This is a genomic window from Streptomyces tardus, from assembly GCF_018101125.2.
Classification (GTDB): Bacteria; Actinomycetota; Actinomycetes; order Streptomycetales; family Streptomycetaceae; genus Streptomyces; species Streptomyces tardus.
In genome coordinates this window covers 3806722-3823640 of sequence record NZ_JAELVF020000001.1, presented here as the reverse complement: position 1 = coordinate 3823640, position 16919 = coordinate 3806722, and the positions used below count along the sequence as shown (strand labels likewise).

The window sequence follows — 16919 nt, the reverse complement described above, 5'->3', positions numbered from 1 at the left end:
GCGCGCTTATGCGCTCAGTCGCGAAGCGCGCGTAGATCCCGGATACGACGGCCCTTCGCACCCTTGGCCTCCGCGCCCGCGAAGAGCGCGAAACCGTGGACGACGACCACCGGGGCTCGCGGGTCGCTCGCCTCCTGCTCCGCCACCTCGAAACCGCCGAACACGCCGTGGTGGCCCGCACCGCGCAGGGTGACGTTCTCCGGGACGCGGATGTCCACCCCGCCGAAGAGCGCGGTGACGTGGATGTCCACCCGCGGGTAGTCGTACAGCGCCTCGGTCAGGTCGATCTCCACACCGCCGAAGCAGGCGAGGACGTTGATCCGTCCGCCCGCACGCCAGCGGCCCTTGCGCACCGCCCCTCCGAAGATGGCCACGAGGTTGGCGGTGGTGCGCGTCGGAAGCGTGCGCGGGCCGGGCGCGGGTGCTCTGCGTCCCACCGGAAGATCCGCCAGGAGCGACTCCAGCTGGCCGGCCGTCTTCGCCGCGTACGCCGACTCGACGCGCTCCGCGTACTCCTCGCCGTTCAGCCGGCCCTCGCTCAGGGCCAGGCGCAGCAGATGCGCGACGCGATCGCGGTCCGCGTCGGAGACCCGCACCTCGGGGCCGGTGGCCGAACCGGCGGGCTGCTTGCTGAGCGAGATCTCTTCCACGGGTGTCAGCTTGCCAGACGCGATAGGTCGCGACCAGAGGCAGCCACCCGGTAACCGAACGCAACTGAGCCTTACCTCACCTGATTTCACCGGCGGGCGCGTTCTACGCTGCGAGGGAGGCCGGAGCTCCGTCCCGCGCCGCCGTGAACACGGCACGGCGAGCGGGCGACGGTCGCGCGTCAGAGCCGGGTCAGGGTCAGGGCCGGGTGAGGGTCAAGAGGAGAAGTGAGTCGTCCGATGGCAAGTGCACGCCCGGCCGGTAAGTCGTACCCCGAGTTCTCGCACACCGAGCTGCTGCCGCTCGGGGAGGACGAGACCCCCTACCGTCTCGTCACCGCCGAGGGCGTGAGCACCTTCGAGGCCGACGACCGGACTTTCCTCAAGGTCGAGCCGGAGGCGCTGCGCACCCTCGCCGCGGAGGCGCTGCACGACATCTCGCACTATCTGCGCCCGGAGCACCTGGCGCAGCTGCGCCGCATCCTGGACGACCCGGAGGCCAGCGCCAACGACAAGTTCGTCGCGCTGGACCTGCTGAAGAACGCGAACATCGCCGCGGCGGGTGTGCTCCCGATGTGCCAGGACACCGGCACCGCGATCGTGATGGGCAAGCGCGGCCAGCAGGTGCTCACCGAAGGCGGCGACGAGGCCGCGCTCTCGCACGGCGTGTACGACGCGTACACCCAACTCAATCTGCGCTACTCGCAGATGGCCCCGGTGACCATGTGGGAGGAGCGGAACACCGGCACCAACCTCCCCGCCCAGATCGAGCTGTACGCGACCGACGGCGACGCCTACAAGTTCCTCTTCATGGCCAAGGGCGGCGGCAGCGCGAACAAGTCCTTCCTCTACCAGGAGACGAAGGCGGTGCTGAACGAGGCCTCCATGATGAAGTTCCTGGAGGAGAAGATCCGTTCGCTGGGCACCGCGGCCTGCCCGCCGTACCACCTGGCGATCGTCGTCGGCGGTACGAGCGCCGAGTACGCGCTGAAGACCGCCAAGTACGCCTCGGCGCACTACCTGGACGAGCTGCCCGACGAGGGCTCGGCCGCCGGCCACGGCTTCCGGGACACGGACCTGGAGGAGAAGGTCTTCGAGCTGACGCAGAAGATCGGTATCGGCGCCCAGTTCGGGGGCAAGTACTTCTGCCACGACGTACGCGTGGTGCGGCTGCCGCGGCACGGTGCCTCCTGCCCGGTGGCGATCGCGGTGTCCTGCTCGGCGGACCGGCAGGCCAAGGCGAAGATCACGGCCGAGGGCGTCTTCCTGGAGGACCTGGAGCGCGACCCGGCACGCTTCCTGCCGGAGACCACCGACGAGGACCTCGAGGCCAGGGCGGCGGACGAACTCTCCGGCGGCGACTCGGTGGTGCGCATCGACCTCAACCGGCCGATGGACGAGATCCTGGCGGAGCTGACCAAGCACCCGGTCAAGACCCGGCTGTCGCTGACCGGCCCGCTGGTGGTGGCGCGCGACATCGCGCACGCCAAGATCAAGGAACGGCTGGACGCGGGCGAGGAGATGCCGCAGTACCTCCGCGACCACGCGGTGTACTACGCGGGCCCGGCGAAGACCCCCGAGGGGTACGCCTCCGGCTCGTTCGGGCCGACGACGGCGGGTCGGATGGACGCCTACGTCGAGCAGTTCCAGGCAGCCGGCGGGTCGAAGGTGATGCTCGCCAAGGGCAACCGCAGCAAGCAGGTCACCGACGCCTGCGGCACGCACGGCGGCTTCTACCTCGGCTCGATCGGCGGCCCGGCGGCGCGGCTGGCCCAGGACTGCATCAGGTCGGTGGAGGTTCTGGAGTACCAGGAGCTGGGCATGGAAGCGGTCTGGAAGATCGAGGTCGAGGACTTCCCGGCGTTCGTCGTCGTGGACGACAAGGGCAACGACTTCTTCACCGACCCGGGCCCCTCCCAGCCCTTCGTCACCAGCATCCCGGTGCGCCCGGGCGCGTAGCGGAGCGGCGGAACTCCCCGGTCACGACCGGGGAGTTCCGCACGACCGCGCGGCTCTCCCCCGCGCGCTCCCGCCCACCTGCGCGCGACTAACTTAGGGTTGCCTTATGAGCGATGAAGGCAACTTCAGGATCGAGCACGACTCCATGGGCGAGGTCCGGGTCCCCGCCGACGCCAAATGGCGGGCGCAGACCCAGCGCGCGGTGGAGAACTTCCCCGTCTCGGGACAGCGTCTGGAGCGCGCGCACATCAGGGCCCTCGCCCAGATCAAGGCTGCCGCGGCCACGGTCAACGCCCGGCTGGGCGTACTGGACGAGGAGCTGGCGGCGGCCATCGGCTCCGCCGCCGAGGAGGTCGCGGACGGCCACTGGGACGCGCACTTCCCCGTCGACGTCTTCCAGACCGGCTCGGGCACCTCCTCGAACATGAACATGAACGAGGTCGTCGCCACCCTCGCCGGTGAACGGCTGGGGCGTCCGGTCCACCCCAACGACCACGTCAACGCCAGCCAGTCCTCCAACGACGTCTTCCCCTCCTCCATCCACATCGCCGCCACCGCGGCGGTCACCGCCGGCCTGATCCCGGCGCTGCGGCACCTGGCCGCGGCGCTGGAGCGCAAGGCCGAGGAGTTCGCCCCGGTGGTGAAGTCCGGACGCACCCACCTGATGGACGCCACCCCGGTCACCCTCGGCCAGGAGTTCGCGGGCTACGCGGCGCAGATGCGGTACGGCGTGGAGCGGCTGGAGTCGGCGCTGCCGCGGCTGGCCGAACTCCCGCTGGGGGGAACGGCCGTGGGCACCGGCATCAACACTCCGAAGGGCTTCTCCGCCGCGGTGATCGCCGAGGTCGCACGCGCCAGCGGGCTGCCACTGACCGAGGCGCGGGACCACTTCGAGGCACAGGGCGCACGCGACGGGCTGGTGGAGGCCTCCGGCCAGTTGCGCACCGTCGCGGTCGGCCTCACCAAGATCGCCAACGATCTGCGCTGGATGGCCTCCGGGCCGCGCACCGGACTCGCCGAGATCAACCTGCCCGATCTCCAGCCCGGTTCCTCGATCATGCCGGGCAAGGTCAACCCGGTGATCCCGGAGGCGGTGCTGATGGTGGCCGCACAGGTCGTCGGCAACGACGCCACCGTCACCGCGGCGGGCGCCGCCGGCAACTTCGAACTCAACGTGATGCTGCCCGTACTGGCCAGGAACGTGCTGGAATCCGTCCGTCTGCTCACCGCCGCCTCCACCCTGCTCGCCGACCGCACCGTGGACGGCATCACCGCCAACGAGGAGCGCGCCCGCGAGTACGCCGAGTCCTCCCCCTCGGTGGTCACTCCTCTGAACAAGTACATCGGCTACGAGGCCGCCGCCAAGGTCGCCAAGGCCGCGCTCGCCGAGCGCCGGACGATCCGCGAGGCGGTCCTCGACGGGGGCTACGTGGAGCGCGGCGAACTGACCATCGATCAGCTCGACGAGGCCCTGGACGTCCTGCGCATGACGCGGCCCTGACCCGGCCGGAGCCGCCCGCACCCCGGATCCCGCGGGGCGCCGCATACCGGACCGGTGGTCCGGTATGCGGCGCCCCGCGTACGTTGGTACGCCCACCCACCGGCGGGGCCCGCGGGTAGGATCCGTGGATGACAGCGGACATCCAGCACCCCCGGGAGAACCGGCCGGTACGGGGCCGTTGGGCACCCGGTACGCCCATCCTCTGGCGCTACCGGGCGAACGGCCGCTCCCACCCCCACATCTGCCGGCCCGTGACGGTCATCCAGGACACCCCGCAGCTGCTGGCGACCTGGATGGCGTCGGGCACCCCCTGCGTCAAGCCGCAGCTGGCGGACGGCACTCCGGTGCACCTCGAACCGCTGGCCACGCGCTACACCAAGCCCCGTACGACGGTGCGCTCGCGGTGGTACGGCACCGGGGTGGTGATGCTGGCACAGCCCGGCACACCCTGGTCGGTGTGGCTGTTCTGGGACCGCGGCTGGAAGTTCAGGAACTGGTACGTGAATCTGGAGGAGCCGCTGGCCCGCTGGTCGGGCGGCGTCGACTCCGAGGACCACTTCCTCGACCTCGAGGTCTACCCCGACCGCAGCTGGCTCTGGCGCGACGAGGACGAGTTCCACGAGGCCCAGCGGGCCGGGCTGCTCAGCGCCGGACAGGCCGAACGGGTGAGAGAGGCGGGGCAGGAGGCGCTCGCGGTGGTACAGCAGTGGGGGCCGCCGTTCGACGGACACTGGGAGGACTGGCGGCCGGACCCGCAGTGGCCGGTACCCGACCTGCCGGAGGACTGGGACCGCCATCATCGGGCGTGCACCCCTTGATCGACCCCGGGCCGGTGACCGTAGGATCAGCCCGCGTGGCTCGCGCAGAGGTACGCGGAAGCAACTCCACCGCACTGCACAGGACTTGACCCATCATCGTCAACCGCGAGGCGACTGCCGGCACAGCCGCCGAGGCGGCTGGCCAGTCGCAGAAGGAGCCACGACGTGAGCAGCACGGACGCACCGGGCGCGTACGAGTCGTACGACCGGTCCCGTATCGACAGGGGAGGCCAGGCCGAGGCGTTCGACGCGATCGGCGACCGCTACGACGAGGCCTTCCCCCACAAGGAGGGCCAGTTGGTCAGCGGTGGCTGGCTGGCCGGCTCGCTGCCCGAGGGCTCCCGGGTGCTGGACATCGGCTGCGGCACCGGTCTTCCGACCGCGCGTCAGCTGGCCGAGGCCGGGCACTCGGTGCTCGGTGTCGACCTCTCGGACGAGATGGTGCGGATCGCCTCGGCCGAGGTGCCGCAGGCGGAGTTCCGGGTGATGGATCTGGCCGACCTGGAGTCGGCGGGCCTCGGCACCTTCGACGGCATCGCGGCGTTCTTCTCCCTGCTGATGCTGCCGAAGGACGAGATCCCGGTCGCGCTGCGGATGGTGCACGGGCTGATGCGCCCCGGCGGGCTGCTCGCACTGTCCATGGTGGAGGCCGACGTGGACGACTGTACGATCCCGTTCCTCGGCAATTCGATCCGGGTATCGGGCTATCTGCGGGAGGAGCTGCGCGCACTGGTGGAGGAGGCGGGCCTCGAGGTCGAGACCGAGGATGCCTATTCCTTCGCGCCCGCCACCTCGGAGGTTGCCCCGGAGATCCAACTCTTCCTCAACTGCCGACGACCATGACGACTCCACGCGGATGGATGCCCTGCACGTGACGGAGTACCCGACCACCCCTCAGCAACCCGACGCCGCGACCCGCTCGGCGGCCCAGCCGGGCGGCGGCGCGATACCGCACGCCCGCGCGGGAACGACGGACGGTCATCCGGGAAGCGCGCACCCCGGCGCGCGTCCCGGCGCGGAGCCCGGCGCAGGTCCCGGAGCGGCCCGGCAGTCGGCCGGGCCCGGCGCGGAGAACTCCGCACGGACGGAGCCCGGTGCGCCCGCGGAGCACGGGCGCACCCCGGACAGCGGCGCAGGGGTCTCACGACCCGCGGTCGCCGGAGGCATCGGGGACAGTGGTGGCGGCAGCGGCAACAGCAGCGGAGGTACGGGAGTGGGCGGCACGGGTGTGGGAGTGGAGTCCGGGGGTGAGCGGCTGCGTTTCGTGGGCGCCGCCACCCGGCGGATCGCTCGTGGTGTCGATCTCGACGAGACCGTGCTGGGGCTGTGCCGGGCGACGGTGCCCGCCTTCGCGGACGCGATCCTGGTCTATCTGCGCGATCCCCTGCCCGTCGGCGACGAGCGCCCGACCGGTCCGCTGCGGCTGCGGCTGCGCCGGTCGGACCGGCTGCCCGACCACCTCGGTGAGGGCGGCGCCGGCACCGGCGACGGGCCCCGGCTCGCCCCGTTCGTGGACCGCCCCTCCGGTGGCGCGTCGGAGCTGACCGAGGTTCCCAACGGCGGGGCGCTCGCCGAAGTGCTGCGCGGCGTACGTCCGTTGTTCGGCGACTCGCCGGCCTCGGGCGGCGCGTTGCAGGAGCTGCTCGGCGGCGACCGCGACGTGCCGGACGGCCAGCGCTCGATCCTCGCCCCGCTGCGCGGCCGACGCCGGGTGATCGGCGCGGCGGTGTTCCTGCGCAGGCCCGAGCGCGAGTCCTTCGCCGCCGACGATCTGTTGGTCGCCGCGCAGTTGGCGACGCACACCGCGCTCGGCGTCGACAAGGCGGCCTTCTACGGGCGCGAGGCGTACATCGCCGACGAGCTCCAGCGCACCATGCTCCCGGACACCCTCCCGCAGCCCACCGGCGTCCAGCTGGCCAGCCGATATCTCCCGGCAGCCGAGTCGGCCCGGGTCGGCGGCGACTGGTACGACGCCATCCCGCTGCCCGGCAGCCGGGTCGCGCTGGTGGTGGGCGACGTGATGGGCCACTCCATGACCTCGGCCGCGATCATGGGTCAGCTGCGCACCACCGCGCAGACGCTGGCCCAGCTCGACCTGCCGCCCCAGGAGGTGCTGCACCACCTCGACGAGCAGGCCCAACGGCTCGGCCGGGACCGGATGGCGACCTGCCTCTACGCGGTGTACGACCCGGTCGCGCACCGGATGGTGGTGGCCAACGCGGGCCATCCGCCGCCGGTGATGCTGCACCGCGGCGGACGCGCGGAGGTGCTGCGCATTCCGGCCGGCGCACCGATCGGCGTGGGCGGCGTGGACTTCCAGGCCGTCGAGCTGGACGCGCCCGCCGGCGCGACGCTGGTGCTGTACACCGACGGGCTGGTCGAATCGCGACACCGCGATGTGTGGACCGGGATCGAGCAGCTGCGCGAGAAGCTGGTCGAGACCGCCCAGTTGACCCGTCAGGACACTCCGGCGCCGCTGGAGCCGCTCTGCGACGAGGTGCTGGACATCCTCGGGCCGGGCGACCGGGACGACGACATAGCGCTGCTCGCCGCCCGCTTCGACGGCATCGCGCCGAGCGACGTCGCCTACTGGTTCCTCGACCCGCGGGCGCAGACCGCCTCGCAGGCGCGCAGGCTGGCCCGCCGTGCGCTGGCGCGCTGGGGGCTGGAGGATCTGTCGGACACCGTCGAGCTGCTGGTCAGCGAGGTGGTCACCAACGCGGTGCGGTACGCCGAACGCCCCATCACGCTGCGGCTGTTGCGCACCGACCGGCTGCGCTGCGAGGTCGGCGACGACGTGCCACAGCTGCCGAGACTGCGGCAGGCACGCGCGACCGACGAAGGCGGTCGCGGCCTGTTCCTGGTCAACCGTCTCGCCCGCCGCTGGGGCGCGACCCGGCTCTCGACAGGCAAGGTCGTCTGGTTCGAACTCCCGCTGCCCTGACAGAGGTTGCTGCGCGGGGGCAGGTGTCCCGCCGTACGGGGGCGGCTCCGGGCTGCAGAGGCTGCCCGGAGCCGCCCCCCGGTACATTCCGGTGCGGGCCGGGCCCGGCCACCTCCGACGCACCGCGCCGGCACCCGACGCACCGCACCCCGGTACGGCCAGTGGCCGGTACCGGGGTGCGGCGGCGGAAGCGGCGGGGATCAGCCGGCCAGTACGGCCTCCGCGTCGAGGGTCGCGCCCACGGCCTGGAGCACCGAGGCGATCTTGAACGCCTCCTGGATCGTCTCGCGGTCCACGCCGGCCTTGCGGAGCACCTGCTCGTGCGAGTCGAGGCACATCCCGCAGCCGTTGATGGCGGAGACTGCGAGCGACCACAGCTCGAAGTCGACCTTCTCCACACCCGGGTTGCCGATGACGTTCATCCGCAGGCCGGCGCGGAGATTGCCGTACTCCGGGTCCGACAGCAGGTGCCGGGTCCGGTAGTAGACGTTGTTCATCGCCATGATCGCCGCGGCGGACTTGGCCGCGGTGTACGCCTCGGGCGAGAGCTGCGCCTTCGCCTCGGGCTCCAGCTCGGCCAGCACCTTCGGCGACCGCGAGGCGATCGCGCAGGCGAGCACCGTGCCCCACAGCTGCTGGGCCGGGAGGTCCGAGTTGCCGATCACCGAACCGAGGTTGAGCTTCAGGTCCTTGGCGTAGTCGGGCAGAGCCGACTTCAGTTCGTCGAGTGCCATGGTGGATCTCCGCTTTCCGCTTGGTCGGTCAGTTCACTCGCCGGCGAGCAGCTTGACCGGGTCCAGGGTGTCTTCGCCCTTGCTCCAGTTGCAGGGGCACAGCTCGTCGGTCTGCAGGGCGTCCAGCACCCGCAGGACCTCCTTGGGGTTACGGCCGACGGAACCGGCGGTCACCATGCTGAACTGGATCTCGTTGTTCGGGTCGACGATGAAGACAGCACGCTGGGCGAAGCCGTCCTCGCCCTTGACGCCGCAGTCGCTCATGAGCTCGTGCTTGGAGTCGGCGAGCATCGGGAAGGGCAGGTCGCGCAGGTCGTCGTGGTCCTTGCGCCAGGCGTGGTGGACGAACTCCGAGTCGCCGGAGACGCCGAGGATCTGGGCGTCGCGGTCGGCGAAGTCCTCGTCGAGCTTGCCGAAGGCGGCGATCTCGGTCGGGCAGACGAAGGTGAAGTCCTTGGGCCAGAAGAAGACGACCTTCCACTTGCCCTCGTAGGTCTTGTGGTCGATCTGCTGGAACTCCTCGCCCTGCTCCAGCGAGACGCAAGCGGTCAGGTCGAAGGTGGGGAACTGGTCACCAACAGTGAGCACGTGCTCTCCTTGATCACGAAGGAGCACCCGAAGCGCCGCACAGACGCAGGTCAGGGCACCCCTGAGGGTTGGACGGAGCGCCAGCCTCCCACAGCGGCCATTGATCAAAGAAATAGCTAGACTGTCACCCGTTGATCGAGGCCACCTATCACCGGAGCCGCGCTCGGCACAACCCTCCTGCACGATCTTCCGGTACGTCTCCGCGATGTCTCAACGACATCTCCGCGCGCCGGAACGTGGGCCTCACGGCCGTCCGGTAGACGCGAGTTCGACCCTTTGCATTCCTTTGCACGACACCGTCCCGCGCCGCTTCTCGCACGGGAACTGCACAACCGATCGGAACCGAGCATGTCCCCCACCTCCCACCCGGGCCCCGGACCCGAGGGCCGCAGGCCCCGCCGGGCCGACCACCGCGCGGGCACCCCGGACCACCGCGCGGGCACCCCGGACCGCCGCCCCGCACCCGGTCCGCAGCAGAAGCCCGGACACCGCGGACCGGGCCAGGACGCGCCCGGGGCCGCTCGCGTCCCGCACAGCCGCGCCGGCCGCAGGCCCGCCGCGACCGGTCCGCGCCAGCCGAGCCTGGCCCAGCTGCGCGCCTTCGCTGCGGTCGCCGAACACCTGCACTTCCGGGCAGCCGCCGCGGACATCGGAATGAGCCAACCCGCGCTGTCCGGTGCGGTGTCGGCGCTGGAGGAGAGCCTGGGAGTGCAGCTGCTGGAGCGCACCACCCGCAGGGTGCTGCTCTCTCCGGCCGGTGAGCGGCTGGCCGTGCGCGCCCGTACGGTGCTGGACGCGGTCGCCGAGCTGGTCGAGGAGGCGGAGGCGGTCCGGGCTCCGTTCACCGGGACGCTGCGGCTCGGCGTGATCCCGACCTGCGCGCCGTATCTGCTCCCCACGGTGCTGCGGCTGGTGCACGACCGCTACCCCGAGCTGGAGCTCCAGGTACACGAGGAGCAGACCGCCTCCCTGCTGGACGGGCTCTCCACCGGCCGCCTCGACCTGCTGCTGCTCGCGGTGCCGCTGGACACCGCGCGCGGAGCCGGAGCGGTGCACTGCGTACCGCTGTTCGACGAGGATTTCGTCCTGGTCCTGCCGCGCGACCACGAGTTGGCCGGCCGTGCGGACATAGCGCGCGAGCGCCTGCGGCAACTGCCGCTGCTACTGCTCGACGAGGGCCACTGCCTGCGCGACCACGCCCTGGACGTCTGCCGGGAGGCCGGGCGCACCGACGGCCCTCCGGTGACCACCACCGCCGCCGGGCTGTCCACCCTGGTCCAGCTGGTCGCCGGCGGAATGGGCGTAACCCTGCTCCCCCGTACGGCTCTCGGTGTGGAGACGGCACGCAACGACCGCCTCACCACCGGCAGTTTCTCCGACCCGGCACCCACGCGCAGGGTCGCGCTGGCGATGCGCACCGGCACCGCCAGACAGCAGGAGTTCGAGGGTTTCGCGGACGCGCTGCGCAAGGCCCTCGCCCACCTGCCGGTACGCCCCGTGCTGCCGGACGATCCGGCTCCGACCACCCCCGCCGCCTGCCGTACCGCAGCGGACTGATCCGTGAGCGGGACGGCCGAGGGGCCGCCTTCCGACATGCGGAAGGCGGCCCCTCGGCGGTGTCGCAGCTGCCCGCCGCTCAGCTCGCAGCGGCCGGCGGCTGGTGGAGGCCGAACGGCGAGCCCTGGTTGTCCACGCACAGCTTGAACCTGCCGTGCTTGGCGACGGACTCCTCGTCCCCGCCGAGGTCGACCTCCTGGACGGTGCCGCCGAGCTGCTGCACCCGCAGCAGCGCCCAGTCCATGTCGTCGACCTGGAAGAAGATGTACGGGCTCGCCCCGGAGTCGCCTCCGTGCACGCCGCCGGGGATGGTGGGGGTGTTGATCCGGTACCCGCCCTCCGAAGGGCCGGGCGGCAGATTCCAGCCGAACAGGTCGCCGTAGAAGGAACGCGCCTTGTCCGCGTCCTCCACTCCGAGCTCGAAGAATGACGGTGCACCGTTCATGGGTCTTCCCTTCGTCCGCGGACTGCCCGCAGCAGGGCTCGCGCGAGCGGCCCCTCTGAAGCCTAGGGGCTCCCTCACGTCGTCGCCCAGGGTGATCTCGATGCCCACCAAGGTTTTCCGCGATGGTCACCCGAAGGGCAAATCTCCACGATTGCCGCCACTACCGCCACATGACGCCTCACTCTCCCCAGCGGCGTCCGCCGCGGCCCGCTACTCCGGGTCGCTGTTGGCCTCCGGGCCACCGGCCTCCTCGGGCGCGGGCTCCCGCGGCGGCCTGCCGCGCCGGGGGTGGGGCCGGGCGTCCTTCGGCCGTCGACCGGCTTCGGCGAGGGCCTTGCGCAGCAGGAAGTCGATCTGCGCGTTGGTACTGCGCAGCTCGTCCGCCGCCCACCGCGCGAGCGCGTCGTGGACGGCGGGATCGAGCCGCAGCAGCACCTGTTTGCGGGCCGGGCGGCTGGGCCGCTCGGTCACTGGTACAGCGAACCCGAGTTGACGACCGGCTGGGGCGCACGGTCGCCGCAGAGGACGACCAGCAGGTTGGAGACCATCGCCGCCTTGCGCTCCTCGTCCAGTTGGACGAAGTCCTGCGCGGTGATACGGGCGATGGCCTGCTCCACCATGCCGCAGGCGCCCTCGACGATCAGCTCGCGGGCCGCGATGATCGCACCCGCCTGCTGGCGCTGGAGCATCGCGGCGGCGATCTCGGGCGCGTAGGCGAGGTGGGTGAACCGGGACTCGACCACCTTCACGCCGGCGGTCTTCACCCTGGCCTCGACCTCGACGGAGAGCTGGTCGGTGATGCTCTCGGCGTTGTCCCGCAGCGAGAGCTCGCCGCCGTCGGCCTCGTACGGGTAGTGGGTGGTGATGTGGCGCAGTGCGGTCTCGGTCTGGGTGGTGACGAACTCCTCGTAGTCGTCCACCGCGAAGACGGCCTGTGCGGTGTCCTCGACCTGCCAGACCACGACGGCGGCGATCTCGATCGGGTTGCCCCTGGCGTCGTTGACCTTGAGCTTGGCGGTCTCGTGGTTGCGGACCCTGGTGGAGATCCGGGCGGCGCTGGTCAGCGGGTTGACCCAGCGCAGCCCGTCCTCGCGGACGGTGCCGACGTAGCGGCCGAAGAGCTGGATGACGCGGGCCTCGCCCGGGGCGACCATTTTCACGCCGTTCCACGCGACGAGAGAGCCGACGAACAGCAGCGCGCCGAGGACGATCAGCGGTACGCCGATCGCGGGTGTGACGTTCGCGGTGAGCACTCCGCCCGCGACCACCACGGCGGCACCGATCAGCGGGCCGAAGATGGAGATCAGCAGCCCCAGCACGCCCGAGACGCTGTGCGCGACGTGCTCCTCGACGGGCGCCGTGGGCATCTCGAGCCTCTCGGGCGCCGAAGTCTCGCTCGTACGGACCGGCCTGCCGCTCTCGCCCGCGTCCCGGATGTTGTCTTCGTGCTTGGTCATGGAGCCCCCGTTCAGTGCTTTCAAAGTGATATCACTTTAACCCGAAGGAGTGATTCCGCGCCACCCGGGCTCCGCGCGGGACGCGCTTCGCCCGGCACCCGTCGTGGCGACGGACACCGGGCGAAGAGCCGAGGGCAGGTCAATTCCATCACTGAACAAGGCAGTTGACGGGCCGCCCGCAAATTTGACTCACTCCGTGCGGAGCCCGTCGGGTCGCATCATGCGCCACAGCGCGGGCAGGCTCGCGAGCGTGACCAGGGCGATCATGGCCAGGCCCATGCCGACCATCGGCAGGAACGCCCACCAGTCGGCCACCCCGCCGCCGATCATCCGCAGCAGCAGCAGACCGAGGCCCAACCCGCCGGCCGTCGCCAGCGTCAGTCCGAGGCCGACGGGGATCGCCGTCTGCCACAGCACCGAGGCGCCGAGGGTCGACCGTTTGGTGCCGAAGGCGACCAGCACGGACAACTGCCTTCTGCGCTCCCTCAGTTGCTCCAGGGTGGAGACGACCATCGACCCGCCGATCAGCAGCATCACCAGCACCGAACCCGCCATCAGCGCGTTGCTGAGCACGGTGAACTCGTCCGACTGGGCCTTGGACCGCAGCTCCTGCACCGAGAAGCTCGGATCGGTGATGGGGGCGAGGTTGCGGATGCGCTCCACTCCGTCAGCCCGGCCGGCGCCGTCGGCGACCATTCGCACCTGGACGTGCGCCGCAGCCTCACCACCGAGGCGTTCGGGCGCCAGTGCGTCGGGCGTGGTGTAGAGGCCGTACGGAGCCTGGGAGCCGGAGGCGTCCTGTCCGACCCGGGCCTGCTCGACCTTCCCGCGGACCGTCCACCAGTCCGGGTTCTCCGGCCGGGCCTTCTCCGGGTCGGCCCGCAGGTCGTACCGGTCACCGGCTGCCGGGACCTTCGGCCTCTCGTCCTTCGGCAGGTTCGGGTCGAGGGCGAAGTAGGTACTGCCGTCCGCGCAGGAGTCGATCTTCAGCAGATAGCGCAGGGTCGGGCAGTCCGCGACAGTGAAGGTCACCGACTCGCGCACGTCGTACTCGTTCACCCTGGTCTTCTCGTGCACCGCTTCACCGGTGAGGTAGCCGTGCGCGGAGCGTACGCCGTCGAGCTCGCGGATCTGCCCGGCCAGCCGCTCCCCGTCCGAGCCGCCTTCGACGCCGGAGTACACCGTCACATCGGCCTGCCCGGTGTCCATGCCCGTATCCCGCTCGTCCTCGCGCTGCACGGAGCTGTAGAGCATCTGGAGCGCCACCGCGCCGGCCACCGCGAGAGTGACGCCGCTGACCGCGCGGGCGGCGAGACCGCTGTTCAACTGGAGTCGGCGGGTGGCCAGTTGCCAGGAGAGCGAACCTCCCTGCAGCCGGTCCACGACCCGCTCCACCACCCACGGCAGCAGCGAGGTCACCCCGACGAGAGTGAGCATCACCGAGCCGGCGAGCAGCCAGATGTCCGCGCCGCCACCGCTGAAGCGCGGCCCGAGGACGAACAGCAGGACCACTCCGAGCAGCAGGGTCGCCAGCCGCCACCACAGCCGCCTGCCCCGGTCGACGCCCTCGCGCGCCACTCCGAGCGGACTGATCACGACCTTGCGCAGCGCAAGCTGGGTCACCCCGACCGCGCAGGCCGGTACGAGCACCACGATCAGCAGTGTGAACAGGAAGCCGGGAGCGATGTCGGAGGGGAAGAGGCCGATGCCGTAGAGGTCGATCGACCGGGCCTGCGAGCGCCCCAGCAGAAAGAGCCAACTGCCCAGCGCCAGACCGAAGACGGCACCCACCAGCGACTCCCCGGCGGCGACCCGGCGCGTCATGGCGTTGTCAGCGCCCACCAGCCGCAGCGCGGCCAGCCGCTGGTCGCGGCGCTCGCCGCCGAAGCGCACTGCTGTGGCGATGAATGCGGCGATCGGCAGCAGCAGCACCACCAGCATCACCACGACCAGCGCCACCAGAGCGACGCTGAGCGGATTGCTGGGCTCGCTGTGGCCGAAGCCGGACACCCGCCAGACGTGACCGGAGTCGGCCTCCAACTCGTCGCTGCCGGAGTAGAAGAGCAGCTCGGAGGGTCCCGACAGGCCCTGGTCACCGACGGTTCCGGTGATCGTCAGTCCGTCGAAGCGCGGCTGGAGGTACTTCCGGCCGTCCTCGGTGTCCAGCAGGTCCCGCAGTGCGGGCGAGACCAGCGCCTCGCCGGGCGCGGGCAGCTTGTCCACACCGGGCGGGAGCACCGCCTTGTCCGGATCGCCCTCGGCCTGGAGCTCCCTGCCCGAGACGGTCTCGTCCCGGAATTCGGTGTAGACCCAGGAGAGGAGGACAGTGTGCTCCGCCTTCTCCACTTCCTCCGAGGAGGCCCAGTCCCGGTTGTCCTTGCGGATGTCGCCGGCAGTCAGCGCGGTCGGCACCGAGGCGGCGAGCAGCAGCACCGCGACGCCCAGGCCCACCCCGAACGAGGTCAGCAGCGTGCGGGTCCAGCCCGCGCGCCCGCCGCTGACCGCGAATCGAGCACCGAGCAGCAGTTCGCGCGCCCACTGGCCGAGCGGCACACGGGTGCCCGCGCTCACGCGACGCCCGCCATGCCGGCCACGTCCCTGGCCTTGCCGTCCCGTACGACGACGTCGCGGTCGGAGTAGGCGGCGACCCGGGTCTCGTGGGTCACCAGCACCACCGCGGCACCGGTGTCCCGGGCGGCGGCGGTGAGCAGCTCCATGACGCGCTCGCCGTTCAACGAGTCGAGTGCGCCGGTCGGTTCGTCCGCGAAGATCACACGGGGTGTGGCGACCAGCGCGCGGGCGATGGCGACCCGCTGTCCCTGACCGCCGGACACCTGGCCGGGGCGCTTGCGCGCCACGTCCGCGACCTCCAGCCGCTCCAGCCACTCGGCTGCCCTGCCCTCGGCCGTCTTCCGGTCGACACCGGTCAGGCGCAGCGGCAGCGCGACGTTCTCCACACAGCTCAGCTCGGGCACCAACTGACCGAACTGGAAGACGAAACCGAACGCCCCGCGCCGCAGTGCGCTGCGCTCGGCGTCCGAGAGGCCCGACAACTCCCGGCCCTGGTAGTGCACTTGGCCCTCGTCCGGCGGGACGATGCCGGCCAGGCAGTGCAGCAGGGTGGATTTGCCGGAGCCGGAGGGCCCCATCACCGCGACGATCTCGCCGGCCCGGATCTGGAAGTCCGCGCCGTCCAGGGCGGCGGTGGCGCCGTACGTCTTGCGGAGCGCGGTGGCGGACAGCAGCGCACCCGTGGCCCCGGTGGTCGTTTCGGTCATGCGCTTACCTCTTTGGCGAGCTTGTCGAGTCGTGCCGCGGCCAGCTCCAGCCAGCGCAGATCGGCTTCGAGGTGGAACAGGGCGTGGTCGCAGATGAGTTGGTCGGCCAGATCGCCACCGGTCTTGCGCCGGGTGAGCTCGCGCATCAGGCGCAGATGCTCGGCTCGCTGGGTGTCGAGCAGCTCGGCGGCGTCGCGCCCGGTCAGCAGAGCCAGGACGATCTTGGTGTAGAGGGTGCTCTGGAGGTAGGGCTCGGGCTTCTCGGGAGTGGCGAGCCACTGGCCGACGTCGGTGATGCCGGCGTCGGTGATCGCGTAGCGCTTGCGCTCGGGACCGCCGCCCGCCTCGACGCCGTCGACCTCCACGAGGCCGTTCTTCAGCAGCCGCGACATTGTCGAGTAGACCTGGCCGTAGTGCAGGGACCGGTCGTGGCCGAAGCGCTCGTCGAATGCCTTCTTGAGGTCGTATCCGTGGCGGGGCCCTGATTCCAGGAGGCCGAGCAACGTGTGACTGATGGACATGACGAGGACTATACACGAGGCGTATACACCTGATGTATAGCCGAGGTGTATACATGGAGTGCACCGCCACTGAGCAGCGGTTTGTTCTGGAATTCGGAAGAGATGGCGCCTCGCGGCGGGCAGGTAGACCGACGAATGCTTCCCCACGCACGGCGCCCCGCTCACAGGAGAGGAAGCGGCCGAGCATCCCCCGGCGAGGGCCCGACACCGGGTCGATGACCGAGGATTCGAACGCCGCCCACCCGGGACGGACGGGGCGGTCCTCGGCCCTCCGACACGGGCGCGGCAACTCCGGGCCCGTGCGCCGAGCCGCCCCGCCCCAACTCCCCGCCCACGGCCCGCACACCAGTGCGTGGCCGCACCAGCCAATCGCCCCGTCTCAACCCGTGACAGCGGGACCGCGTCCTTACCGGCGGCCCGCGATCCTTTACGGTGAGGCCAGATGTCAGACACTGACAGGCCGGGGAGAC

The 16919-nt window shown here is 71.1% G+C and carries 15 protein-coding genes; 6 read left to right on the top strand and 9 right to left on the bottom strand.

Annotation, left to right across the window (positions count from 1 at the left end):
* Nucleotides 1–14: 14 nt before the first annotated feature.
* Nucleotides 15–650 (bottom strand): DUF1707 SHOCT-like domain-containing protein, encoded by a 636-nt coding sequence (locus JGS22_RS16310; RefSeq protein WP_308405701.1) that lies wholly within the window; start codon nucleotides 648–650, stop codon nucleotides 15–17.
* A 237-nt stretch (nucleotides 651–887) separates the two neighbouring features.
* On the opposite strand from JGS22_RS16310, the gene JGS22_RS16305 reads away from it, so the two are divergent.
* The 5 genes from JGS22_RS16305 to JGS22_RS16285 all read left to right on the top strand — a co-directional run bounded on the left by JGS22_RS16305 (nucleotide 888) and on the right by JGS22_RS16285 (nucleotide 7869).
* A complete protein-coding gene (locus JGS22_RS16305; RefSeq protein WP_211040837.1) occupies nucleotides 888–2606 on the top strand; it encodes a fumarate hydratase in 1719 nt (572 codons plus the stop codon).
* 106 nt (nucleotides 2607–2712) lie between these two features.
* A complete protein-coding gene (locus JGS22_RS16300; protein ID WP_211040836.1) occupies nucleotides 2713–4107 on the top strand; it encodes a class II fumarate hydratase in 1395 nt (464 codons plus the stop codon).
* 128 nt (nucleotides 4108–4235) lie between these two features.
* Complete coding sequence (gene fomD / locus JGS22_RS16295; protein ID WP_211040835.1) at nucleotides 4236–4925, top strand: cytidylyl-2-hydroxypropylphosphonate hydrolase; 690 nt, start codon at nucleotides 4236–4238, stop codon at nucleotides 4923–4925.
* A gap of 165 nt (nucleotides 4926–5090) precedes the next feature.
* Nucleotides 5091–5768 (top strand): class I SAM-dependent DNA methyltransferase, encoded by a 678-nt coding sequence (locus tag JGS22_RS16290; protein ID WP_211040834.1) that lies wholly within the window; start codon nucleotides 5091–5093, stop codon nucleotides 5766–5768.
* Between the two features lie 13 nt (nucleotides 5769–5781).
* Nucleotides 5782–7869: an ATP-binding SpoIIE family protein phosphatase gene (locus tag JGS22_RS16285; protein WP_211040833.1), complete on the top strand. Its 2088-nt coding sequence runs from the start codon at nucleotides 5782–5784 to the stop codon at nucleotides 7867–7869.
* Between the two features lie 200 nt (nucleotides 7870–8069).
* On the opposite strand, the gene JGS22_RS16280 is transcribed toward JGS22_RS16285, so the two are convergent.
* Nucleotides 8070–8603, bottom strand: a complete 534-nt coding sequence (locus tag JGS22_RS16280; protein ID WP_211040832.1) for an alkyl hydroperoxide reductase — start codon at nucleotides 8601–8603, stop codon at nucleotides 8070–8072.
* A gap of 33 nt (nucleotides 8604–8636) precedes the next feature.
* Complete coding sequence (locus tag JGS22_RS16275; protein ID WP_211040831.1) at nucleotides 8637–9191, bottom strand: peroxiredoxin; 555 nt, start codon at nucleotides 9189–9191, stop codon at nucleotides 8637–8639.
* A gap of 348 nt (nucleotides 9192–9539) precedes the next feature.
* On the opposite strand from JGS22_RS16275, the gene JGS22_RS16270 reads away from it, so the two are divergent.
* Entirely contained in the window at nucleotides 9540–10748 is a 1209-nt protein-coding gene (locus tag JGS22_RS16270; protein WP_236073172.1) for a hydrogen peroxide-inducible genes activator, read from the top strand.
* A gap of 79 nt (nucleotides 10749–10827) precedes the next feature.
* Here JGS22_RS16270 and JGS22_RS16265 read toward each other — a convergent pair whose 3' ends face one another.
* From JGS22_RS16265 to JGS22_RS16240, 6 genes are all read right to left on the bottom strand, one after another.
* Entirely contained in the window at nucleotides 10828–11193 is a 366-nt protein-coding gene (locus tag JGS22_RS16265) for a VOC family protein (RefSeq protein ID WP_211040830.1), read from the bottom strand.
* Between the two features lie 210 nt (nucleotides 11194–11403).
* Complete coding sequence (locus JGS22_RS16260; RefSeq protein WP_211040829.1) at nucleotides 11404–11664, bottom strand: type II toxin-antitoxin system antitoxin; 261 nt, start codon at nucleotides 11662–11664, stop codon at nucleotides 11404–11406.
* A complete protein-coding gene (locus tag JGS22_RS16255; RefSeq protein WP_211040828.1) occupies nucleotides 11661–12650 on the bottom strand; it encodes an SPFH domain-containing protein in 990 nt (329 codons plus the stop codon). The genes JGS22_RS16260 and JGS22_RS16255 overlap by 4 nt, the downstream gene beginning before the upstream one ends.
* A gap of 189 nt (nucleotides 12651–12839) precedes the next feature.
* Nucleotides 12840–15221, bottom strand: coding sequence for an ABC transporter permease (locus JGS22_RS16250; RefSeq protein ID WP_211040827.1), 2382 nt, complete (start codon nucleotides 15219–15221; stop codon nucleotides 12840–12842).
* On the bottom strand, nucleotides 15218–15928 hold the full coding sequence (locus tag JGS22_RS16245; RefSeq protein ID WP_211040826.1) for an ABC transporter ATP-binding protein: 711 nt from the start codon (nucleotides 15926–15928) through the stop codon (nucleotides 15218–15220). Before JGS22_RS16245 ends, JGS22_RS16250 begins: the two co-directional genes overlap by 4 nt.
* Complete coding sequence (locus JGS22_RS16240) at nucleotides 15925–16449, bottom strand: PadR family transcriptional regulator (protein ID WP_211040825.1); 525 nt, start codon at nucleotides 16447–16449, stop codon at nucleotides 15925–15927. Before JGS22_RS16240 ends, JGS22_RS16245 begins: the two co-directional genes overlap by 4 nt.
* Nucleotides 16450–16919: the final 470 nt, after the last annotated feature.